Raw genomic sequence first — 9,412 nt, 5'->3', positions numbered from 1 at the left:
GAGCGCCGCGTCGAGGTCGGGCACGGCGCCGGGGTCGCGCCGGGCGCGGACCAGGGCGTCCTGGAACCGGTGGACGTCCACGTCCTCGCGCGGCAGGCGCAGTGCGTAGCCGGGGCCTTCGGTGACGAGCAGGCGCGGTGGGGTGCGGGGCGGCCGGCCGGGTTCGAGGGCGCGGCGCAGCGCGGCGACGAAGGTGCGCAGTGCGCCCACGGCGCGGGCCGGGGGGTCGGTCCACAGGTCGTCGACCAGGGTGTCGGTGGTGACCATCCGTCCTTCGGCGGCGACGAGCCGGGCGAGCACCTCCCGATGGCGGGGCCCGCCCAGGTCGACGGGGCTCCCGTCGTCGCGGAGGGCCCGCACGGCACCCAGCACGTCGATTCGCATGCCCCCATCCTCCGTGCCGGAGCGGGCCGCGCCCAACCGTACTGATCGGTTGCTGATCGACGTCGTCCACGCTGGCCGGGTCGCACCCCGACCGGTCCGAACGGGCCCGGTCACCCCGACCGGTCCACTCCGGCCCGGTCACCCCTCGACCCGAGAGGACGGTCCTCCCATGACGCTCACTGTTCCCGGCTTCGACCTTGTACGCCTGCCCGGTGCGGACGGTGTGGAGCTGGCCGCCGCCGTCGGCGGCAGCGGCAGCCCGGTCGTGCTGCTGCACGGCTTCCCCCAGACCCATCTGATGTGGCGGCACGTCGCCGAACGGCTCGCGGACGAGCACACGGTGATCTGTCCGGACCTGCGGGGCTACGGCGCCAGCGACAAGCCGGCGGGCGCCGACCCGGAGTCGTACGCCAAGCGCACCATGGCCGCCGACGTCGTGGCCCTGGCCGCCGCGCTCGGCCACGAGCGCTTCGCCCTGGTCGGCCACGACCGGGGCGCGCTGGTCGCGTTCCGGGCGGGGCTGGACCACCCCGAGACCGTCACGCACCTGGGCCTGCTCGACGTCGTGCCGACGCTCGACATGTGGGACGTCCTGCGGGGCGTGCCGGCGGCGGTCGGCTACCACCTCTTCCTGATGGCGCAGCCGTCCGGTCTGCCGGAGACGATGATCGCCAACAGCGCCGACGCCTTCTTCGGCTCGTTCCTCGACGCCTGGGCCGGGGACCCGGCCGCCCTGCCGGAGTCCGTGCGGGCCGAGTACCTGCGGGCGAGCGCCGCGGCGGTGCCGTCGATCGTCGCGGACTACCGGGCGTCGGCCGGCATCGACGTCGTGCACGACCAGGCGGACCTGGACGCCGGGTCGCAGCTGGCCATGCCCGTGACCGTGGTCCAGCAGGACTGGGGCGCTCAGCTGGGCTACGACGCCGCCGCGGTGTGGCGGGCGTGGGCGCCGGACCTCGACCACCGGCTGACCCGGGCGGGGCACTTCATGGCCGAGGAGGCGCCCGAGGAGATCGCGGCGGCGATCCGGAGCCTGCTGGCGCGCTGAGCGACCGCCTGGAAATGGGGGGCCATCCCCGGTTTGGTAGAGTCGGGTCCACCAACCGGGGGGAACTCCCCGTTTTTCAGGAGGCATCCATGCCCGCTCCGACGCTCCAGGAACTGTCTCCCACGGGAATCGACGTCACCGTCGACCCCTACCCCGCCTACGCGGCACTGCGCGAAAAGGGACCGGTCCACCGGATACTCGTACCGGGATCCGGCGAAGCCTGGCTCGTCGTCGCCCGCGAGGAGGTCCGCGCCGCACTCACCGATCCCCGGCTGAGCAACGACATCCGGCACTCCTCCACCTGGACCGACGACGGAGGCCACGCCCTCGGGGTCAACATGCTCCAGAGCGACCCTCCCCAGCACACCAGGCTGCGCGCGCTGGTAGCCGCCGAGTTCACGGCCGGCCGGATCCGGGCGCTGCGCCCCCGCGTCCAGGAGATCGCCGACACCCTGGTCGACGCCCTGCCCGCCGAGGGTCCCGCGGACCTCGTCGCCTCCTACGCGCTGCCACTGCCGATGACCGTCATCTGCGAACTGCTCGGCGTACCGGCGGAGGACCGCGCCGGATTCCGGGCCTGGTCCACCGAACTGGTCACGCCCAGCTCGCCGCAGGCCGTCGGCGAGGCGGCCGGCGCCATGACCGCTCGCCTCACGGCCCTCATCGAGGAACGGCGGGCCGACCCGCGTGAGGACCTGCTCAGCGCGCTCGTCGCCCCGGCCGCCGACGGGCTCTCCGCCGAGGAACTGCTCGGGATGGCCTTCCTCCTCCTCGTCGCGGGGCACGAGACCACCGTCAACCTCATCTCGGGGACGGTGCTGTCCCTGCTCACCCACCCCGAGCAGCTCGCCGCCCTGCGCTCCGACCCGAGCCTCGTCGACAGCGCGATCGAGGAGACCCTGCGCCACGACGGCCCGGTGGGGGCCGCGGCCTTCCGCTTCGCCACCGAACCGGTCCGGATCGGCGGCACCACCGTCCCGGCCGGCGACAGCGTCCTCGTCTCCCTGGCCGCGGCCTCCCGCGACCCGCTCCACTTCCCCGACCCGGACCGGTTCGACATCCGTCGCAAGCCCGCCGGCCACCTCGCCTTCGGCCACGGCATCCACCACTGCCTCGGCGCCCCCCTCGCCCGGGTCGAGGCCGCCGTCGCCCTGCGGACCCTGATCGAGCGCCGCCCCCGCATCGCCCTCGACGCCGACCCGGCAGACCTCCTCCGGCGGCCGAGCACCCTGCTGAGGGGACTGGCGAGCCTGCCGGTGCGGTTCCACGACGGGACGTGACGGCCCCGGGCCAACCACCGCCGCCCGCGCCCCGGTCGCGGGCGCAAGCGGCGCTCCAGCAGGGGCGGCGGGGTCACGTGTGACTCCCGGGCCCCGTGCTCCACATCCGGAGCGCGCCGTCGCTGTCCACCGCGTACACCCGGGTCACCCCGGCCTCGGGATCCCCGACCGCGGCCGGCAACAGGTTCAGGCCGACCTGCGTCGTGCCGCCCTCGGTCAGGTCGCCGGTCGTCCAGGACCCCTTACCCTCAACCAGCTGCGTCGCCCGCAGGCGGTGGCTGTCGGGGTCGACGGTGAAGATGCTGATGGTCTTGCCCCGCATCGCCGCGGCGATCCCGGTCTGCTGCGTCGCCGGGGCCTGGCCCCACTGGGTGAGGTCGTACGGCGCCTTCGGGTTGCCGGTCTCGTCCAGGGTCACCTCCGTCAGGTGCCTGCTGCCCGCCGCCACCGTGTACACCCGGGTGGACCTGGCCTCCGGGTCGTAGACCGCCGCCGGTTGCACACTCGGGTCCAGCAGCGGCTCACTCGGGGACAGGTCGACGGTGGACCACGACTGCTTGCCGTCGTCCTTCAGGCGGGTGTCCATCAGGTGGCTGTTCTTCCCGTCCACGGTGAAGACGTGGACGTCCTTGCCCCGCACCACCACGGCGGGTCCGGCCTTCTGCGTCGCCGGGGCCTGGCCCCACTGGGTGAGGTCGTACGGCGCCTCCGGCTTGCCGGTCTTGTCCAGGGTCACCTCCATCAGGTGTCCGCTGCCCGCCGCCACCGTGTACACGCGGGTGACCCCGGCCCCGGGGTCGTAGACCGCCGCCGGCGGCACGTCCGGATCGACCGTCGCTCCGAAGTCCTGGGACAGGTCGGAGGTGGACCACGGGCCCTGGCCGTCCTTCAGGCGGGTCGCCTTCAGATGGTGGGTGTCGGGGTCGACGGTGAAGACGCTGATGTCCTTGTCGCGCACCACCACGGCGGGTCCCGTCTTCGGTGTTGCCGGGGCCCCGCCGGACTTGGTGAGGTCGGTCGGCGTCCACGTCCCGCCGTTGCCTTCCAGCTGTGCCTCCCACAGGTGCCCGTCGCCCGCCGCCACCGTGTACACCCGGGTGATCTTGCCTTGCAGCACGGCGACCGCCCGCTTGCCCGGGGCGAGGGGCGGAAGGGTGGGGTCGTCGCTCTCGCGGAACGCCACCCAGGACACCGCCGCGGCCGCCGCCACCGCCACCGCGGTGCCGAGCGCGATCCACGGCCTCCGGAGGCTCCTCACCACCCCTGAACCGGACCGGCCGGGGACGACCGCCCCGTCGGGCACGGTCGGCGGGTGGGCCGCGGCCCACCCGCCGGACGCGGCAGAACGGCCCTCCTCCGCACGGCCGGCCACCCCCTGCGCCCGCCCGTCCCCGAGCAGCGCCAGTGCCCGCGCCGCGTCCGGCCGTTCACCCGGTTCCCTGGCCAGCATGGCGGTGACCAGCGGCGTCAGCCGCCCGGCCCGCCGCGGCACGGGGACCGGGTCCAGCGCGATCGCGGCGATGGTGGCCACCGCCGTCCCACGCCGGAACGGCGACGTCCCCTCCAGCATCTCGTACAGCGTCACGCCCAGGCCGAACAGGTCGACGGCCGGAGTGTCCCGGCCCCCGTCGAACCGCTCGGGCGCGACGTACTCCAGCGAGCCGACCAGGGAGCCGGTGGCCGTCAGCGCGGTGTCGGCGTGGTTCTTGGCGATGCCGAAGTCGGTGAGCAGGATCGTGCCGTCGTCGGCCAGCATGATGTTCGACGGCTTGACGTCCCGGTGGATGATCCCGATCCGGTGCGCCGCCGCGAGCGCGCGCAGCACGCCTTCGGCGATCCCGGCCGCCTCCTCCACCGGCAGCACCTCGCGGCTGCGCAACTCCTGGGCCAGGGACCGGCCCTGGACCAGGCGCATCACCGTCCACGGGCCGCCGTCCTCGGTGACCACGTCGTGCACGGCCACGATGTTCGGTTGGTCACGCAGCGCGGCAGCGTGGCGCGCCTCCGCGATCGCACGGGCGACCGCCTCCTCATGCCCTCCCTCGGAACCGTCCTCGTCGAGCTGCAACTCCTTGATCGCCACATCGGCGTTCAGCACCTCGTCCCGGGCCGCCCACACCTGCCCCATGCCCCCCGCGCCCAGCGGACGGACCAGCCGGTACCTCCCGCCAACCAGCCGACCAGGCACGGAAATTGGTTCCATGGAGTTCCCCTCGCAAAAAATATGACGCTCACTCAGTTCAGTCGAACAGCCTACAGAACGACTTCGGCGGCGACGGGAGAACGGCAGCGGACGGCGCCGCCTGCGGGGCACTGGTGCGTGTCGCGCCCGGCGGCGACGGAAGACAGGGGGCCGCCGGCCCGGTCCCGCTGGTCCCTGCCTGCGACTGGCACGAGTGCGTGCGGATACCGCCGGCGCTGCGGTACGGGCGGTTCTCGCACGTCGACCAGACCTGTCTGCGGAGAGCCCCGTCGCAGGCCGACTCGGCGCTCATCGCGGCCCAGCCAGTGATCCCGCTCGCGAAGGTGGGGGCAACGGCCGGAGCGCGCCCTCCGGATCCGTGACCGGGCAAGGACGAAAGGTTCAGTGTGACCAGTAGGCGTCCTCGACATCCGGCCGCAGGGGCGAGAGCGGGCGGTCGTACTGCGGAGCGTAGGCGACGTCGCCGCTGCTGACGGACATGGTGACGGTCAGCGTCTGGTCCGGTTCCGGGGAGAGTGCGACCCAGATCTCGGCCTTCTCCGAGATCTCGGCGTCAAGGTAGTCAGGGCCCTCCTCCGGGGTGCTCGGAGTCCAGGCCGCCGGCAGCTGCCGGTAGCCGTGCAGTCGCCACCCGGCCTCGATGCCCTCCCGCAGCTCCTGCCGGTGGGCAGCGCTGACCCTGGTGCGGACCGTCCACCGACGGTCGACGGTGGACAGCGTGCTCGGGGTGCCGTCCGAGCGCGGCTTGTACGGGCTGACGGACCTGCCCCTGTCGCTCAGCACCATGCTCGGGCTCAAGCCCCCCAGCGTGTCCCGGACGGCCTGCTCACTGAGCGCGGCGAACTGCTCCGGGGTGTGGCGGACGATCTCCGGCCCGGGCTTGGACGCGTAGACGTCGCCGTCTCCGATGGCCATCCAGGCGGCGATGCTGTACACGAACGGCGTCCCGATCAGGACACCGAGAACCGCGGCCGCCGCCAGTGCTGCCTTGAGCCACTCCTTGCCCAACAACCCCAACCCCCCTGCTGCGTGTCGTATCGGTACCGTATGCCCGCAGCCCGGCGCGGTTCCTGAGCATCCGTACTCAGAAAGGCCGCCCTCCACGAGCGCCGCAGCACGACTCCGGGGCCTGAAGCGGTACTTGCTCGCGGTGCATCCTGTCCGACAGCTGGTGCACGTCGGCAACATCCCCTTGACGGTCCCGGCGGCCCCGCCCGCCGCGCTGGTTCACCGGGTGATTTTGTCGGGTCATTATGGGGTCGGGGCGTGGTGCTTTCGAGGTGCGGGGTCCGAAGGGGTGAGGCTTCGGGGAGCCCGGGTCCAGCGGGGAGTTTTCGAGTACCTCCTGGCCGGTGGCGAGGGCGGCCTCCAATAGTTTGTGGACGTGCTTGGGCAGGGCGGCGGAGCCCAGTGCGCAGGTGGCGAGCGCCTGTTCGAGTTCGGCTGTCCGGCTGGGTTCCAGGCGGCCGCGGACACCGGGGTGGGTGAGAAGGTCGCGTAGTGCGTAGCCGTCGCCCGTTCTACCGGTACGGCTGGACAGCTGCTTGATCAGGTTTCGGGCGGCGGGGGTGTCTGGGTCGGCAGCGTCGATGGCGGTCAGGGCGAGGCGGGTGGTGAACAAGGCCAGGCCCTCGCCCGGTTCGTAGGCGAGGCAGTGCTCGATCGCGGTCTCGGTGGCGTACTGGTCGCCGGGGCGGCACAGGGCGGTGAGGACGGCGGTGACGGCGTTCTCCCAGGGTTCGCCGGGATCGGTGGCGGCCAGCAGGGTGAGGGCGCCAGGCAGATCGCCGGTCGTGGCTGCGGCGAGGACGGCGACTTGGCGGCCGTCGAGGATGCGTTGGCCGATGCCGTGGTGCGCCTCGATGTGGTGCAGGGCGTCCGTCCAGCGGCCGGCGGTGGTGAGGGCGCGGGTGCCGTCGGCGATGACGACCCGCCATAGCCACTGGCGGACCTCGGCGCGCTGCTCGCTGGTGTCGGTGAGGTGGGCGGGGACGGTGATGCCGTCGAGTGTCGCCTCGGTGCCGGTGGTGACGGCGCGGTAGAGGTCGAGGAGGAGTTGGTGGCCGGGCTGGTGGTGGCCGGCGCGGATATGGAGGCGGGCGAGGTTGACGATCGGTTCCAGGCCGCGGATGGCGCTCCTCGCGGGGAGTGGGCCGCGGGTGAGGTAGCGGTCGGCGTGGCGGTGGCAGAGATCGCGGGCGTAGGCGGGTAGGTCGAGGTCGGAGGCAAGGAGGGCGGCCTGGTTGAAGACGGTGGAGGCGAGGCCCGGGTCGTTCTGCCGGGAGGCCGTGTCGGCCAAGCTCAGAGAGCCGGCCGACACGGGCGTTCAGGGGCAGGCACGCGGGCCGGTGGCGTGCGACCAGCGGGAAGCGCTGGGCGATCGGTCCGGTCGGGTGCACGCGGGCTACTCCCAGGTGACGGTGATCGGGTGGTGGGGGCGGTCAAGGACGATGCGGCCGGATTTCGGGTCCGCGGTGGCGAGGGTGTCGGGGAGTTCGATGCGAAGGGTTCGGGCTCGGTAGCCGGTGTTCCAGGTGCGGATCTGCTTGGCGACGATGTCAGCGAGCAGTTCGCCGGCGGGGCCGTGGCCGATGACGCCGGTTTCGAAGGTCTTGCGGCCGTCGGTGTCGGGCTGGCCGGGGCGCAGAGTGAGGTAGGCGAGGGAGCCGGCGTGGATGGTGGCCATGGCACCCCAGCCGAACATGGGGGTGATGCCGCGTTCGCGGGCGGTGCCGGTGACGCTCATCCGCATCAGGGAGTTGGGGAGGGTGAGGGCCAGCCACAGGTCCTGGTACTCGTAGGTGGTGCCGGCCGGGATGGTGACGCCGGTCCAGACGTCGTGACGTTCGGTGTCGAGGACACCGAGCAGGAGGTCGGCGTCGACGGCGTCGTGCTGGTCCTTGTGGACCTGGAGGGTGACGTCGCCTTCATGGGCGAGCGTGACGGTGCGGCGGGCGTCGTCCATGCTGCCGCGCAGCGGCATGAAGACGGCGAGCTGGTCGTCGACCGACACCCAGCCGTTCTCGCCGCGCTCGAAGGCGATGGTGCGTGAGGCGGTGCCGCGCAGGCGCAGGGGCAGGACGATCCGCCCGTCGGACTTGACCTGCCGGAGCCAGGCGGTGGGCATCTCGCTGGTGCTCACCGTGGCGATCACGCGGTCGAACGGGGCGGCGTCCGGGTTCCCGAGAGCGCCGTCGCCGAGGACCACGTCGACGTTGGTGAGCCCGGCGTCCGTGAGGTGCTTGCGGGCGCCGTCGACCAGGTCGTCGTCCACGTCCACGGTCACCACGTGCCCGTCGGGGCCGACGATGTGTCCGAGGTAGGCGGCGTTGATGCCGGTGCCGGCCCCGGCCTCGAAGATGCGCTGGCCGGGCCGGGCGCCGAGCTGCTCCAGCATCAGGGCGACGATGGCGGGTTGGGAGGCGGCGCTGATCTGGGTGCCGGACCCGTCAGTCTTGGTGTAGGTGGGGTTGTCCGCGTAGGCGGCCTCCAGGGGGAAGCCGGGCAGGAAGTGCTCGCGGGCGACGGTGCGGAAGGCGGCCTCGACCGCGCCGGTGCGGATGGCGCCCTGGTCGAGTAGCCGGTCGGTGAGGCTGTCGCGCAGCTGCTCGACGGGGGTGGTGTTGTTGTTGCTGAGCGTAGTCACGTGGGCGACCCTAGTGGTTGTGCGGATGGTGGGCTGCGAGGGCGCAGAGCCCTCGCCGGAATGGAAGACGGTGTCCAACGCTCGTGCGGCGACTGCGGATTGGTGCTCGACCTGCAGGCCGGCTCGGTTGGCCTGGAAGATCATCAGGTGGGCGAGGACGGCGCGCAGTCCGCGGGTGAGAAGGCCGTCCCGTGCGAGACGGACGAGGTCCTGTCCGGTCTCCTCGAAGGCGTCGACCCAGCCGGCGTGTCCGGCGAGCGGTTCACCGGGGTGGGTGAGCCGGCGGGTGTCCAGGGTCATGAGGTGGCGCATTGCGGTGGTCAGGGCGGCGGCCCGTTCGGGTGCGAGGGCGGGCGGCGCGGGGCGTTCGGCAGCGAACTTGGCCCAGACGTCGCCCTGTTCGTACCAGTCGAGGCCGGCGGAGCGGAGCATGGCGGAGACGAGGACGCCGAAGGTCTCGGTGCTGCGGAGTGCAGGAGGGTCGGGCTTGGCGGCACGGGCCATCAGGTGCCGGCTGTCGGTGTGGAAGAGCCGGTGGGTGATCTCCATGGCCTTGGGGCCGCCGAACGCCTCGGTCTCCGGCTCGTAGACCGCGGTGGCCCAGCCCTTGACGAGTCCCGTCTCGACGAGCGTGTCCAGGAGCGCGGTGACGACGGGGGCGGAGGCGGTGGCACGGTAGCGCAGCCGCAGTCCCTTCTTACGCATGTACCACCAGTCCTCCAGTACACCGGAGTTCTGGGCGTGGTCGAGGACGGGGGCCAGGTGGTGGGCGGTGACCTGTTCGACGATGCAGGAGTCGTTGAAGGTGAGGTCGTGCTGGATCCAGCCGGTGGTCATCAAGGGGGTCCTTG

7 protein-coding genes are annotated in these 9,412 nt (G+C 72.6%); 2 read left to right on the top strand and 5 right to left on the bottom strand.

Features of this window, described 5'->3' with window-relative positions:
* Positions 1 to 384 (bottom strand): helix-turn-helix domain-containing protein (locus BU198_RS27250; protein ID WP_188299528.1); only part of this gene is annotated, 384 nt, incomplete at its 3' end.
* 169 nt (positions 385 to 553) lie between these two features.
* Between BU198_RS27250 and BU198_RS27245 the strand changes: the two genes are divergently transcribed.
* Complete coding sequence (locus BU198_RS27245; RefSeq protein ID WP_188299527.1) at positions 554 to 1,432, top strand: alpha/beta fold hydrolase; 879 nt, start codon at positions 554 to 556, stop codon at positions 1,430 to 1,432.
* Positions 1,433 to 1,521: 89 nt separating this feature from the next.
* Entirely contained in the window at positions 1,522 to 2,712 is a 1,191-nt protein-coding gene (locus tag BU198_RS27240; RefSeq protein ID WP_188299526.1) for a cytochrome P450 family protein, read from the top strand.
* A 73-nt stretch (positions 2,713 to 2,785) separates the two neighbouring features.
* Here BU198_RS27240 and BU198_RS43470 read toward each other — a convergent pair whose 3' ends face one another.
* The 4 genes from BU198_RS43470 to fxlM form a co-directional block, all read right to left on the bottom strand.
* On the bottom strand, positions 2,786 to 4,915 hold the full coding sequence (locus BU198_RS43470) for a serine/threonine-protein kinase (RefSeq protein ID WP_188299525.1): 2,130 nt from the start codon (positions 4,913 to 4,915) through the stop codon (positions 2,786 to 2,788).
* Between the two features lie 381 nt (positions 4,916 to 5,296).
* Positions 5,297 to 5,923 carry a hypothetical protein gene (locus tag BU198_RS27230; RefSeq protein WP_188299524.1) on the bottom strand — a complete coding sequence of 209 codons (627 nt, stop codon included), beginning with the start codon at positions 5,921 to 5,923 and terminating at the stop codon, positions 5,297 to 5,299.
* A gap of 76 nt (positions 5,924 to 5,999) precedes the next feature.
* The gene (locus BU198_RS27225) at positions 6,000 to 7,214 is read right to left on the bottom strand and encodes a hypothetical protein (RefSeq protein ID WP_188299523.1); all 1,215 of its coding nucleotides are present in this window, start codon (positions 7,212 to 7,214) and stop codon (positions 6,000 to 6,002) included.
* Between the two features lie 105 nt (positions 7,215 to 7,319).
* Positions 7,320 to 9,398 (bottom strand): methyltransferase, FxLD system, encoded by a 2,079-nt coding sequence (gene fxlM, locus BU198_RS27220; RefSeq protein ID WP_188299522.1) that lies wholly within the window; start codon positions 9,396 to 9,398, stop codon positions 7,320 to 7,322.
* Positions 9,399 to 9,412 lie beyond the last annotated feature (14 nt).

The organism is Streptomyces sp. CBMA156, from assembly GCF_014596515.1.
Taxonomy (GTDB): Bacteria; Actinomycetota; Actinomycetes; order Streptomycetales; family Streptomycetaceae; genus Kitasatospora.
This window is presented reverse-complemented; position numbering and strand designations above follow the sequence as displayed.

Bases quoted from the DNA above. Each gene is read 5' to 3' on its own strand.
- BU198_RS27245 (WP_188299527.1), top strand. From the start codon at position 554: ATGACGCTCACTGTTCCCGGCTTCGACCTTGTACGCCTGCCCGGTGCG.
- BU198_RS27240 (WP_188299526.1), top strand. From the start codon at position 1,522: ATGCCCGCTCCGACGCTCCAGGAACTGTCTCCCACGGGAATCGACGTC.
- BU198_RS43470 (WP_188299525.1), bottom strand. From the start codon at position 4,915: ATGGAACCAATTTCCGTGCCTGGTCGGCTGGTTGGCGGGAGGTACCGG.
- fxlM (WP_188299522.1), bottom strand. From the start codon at position 9,398: ATGACCACCGGCTGGATCCAGCACGACCTCACCTTCAACGACTCCTGC.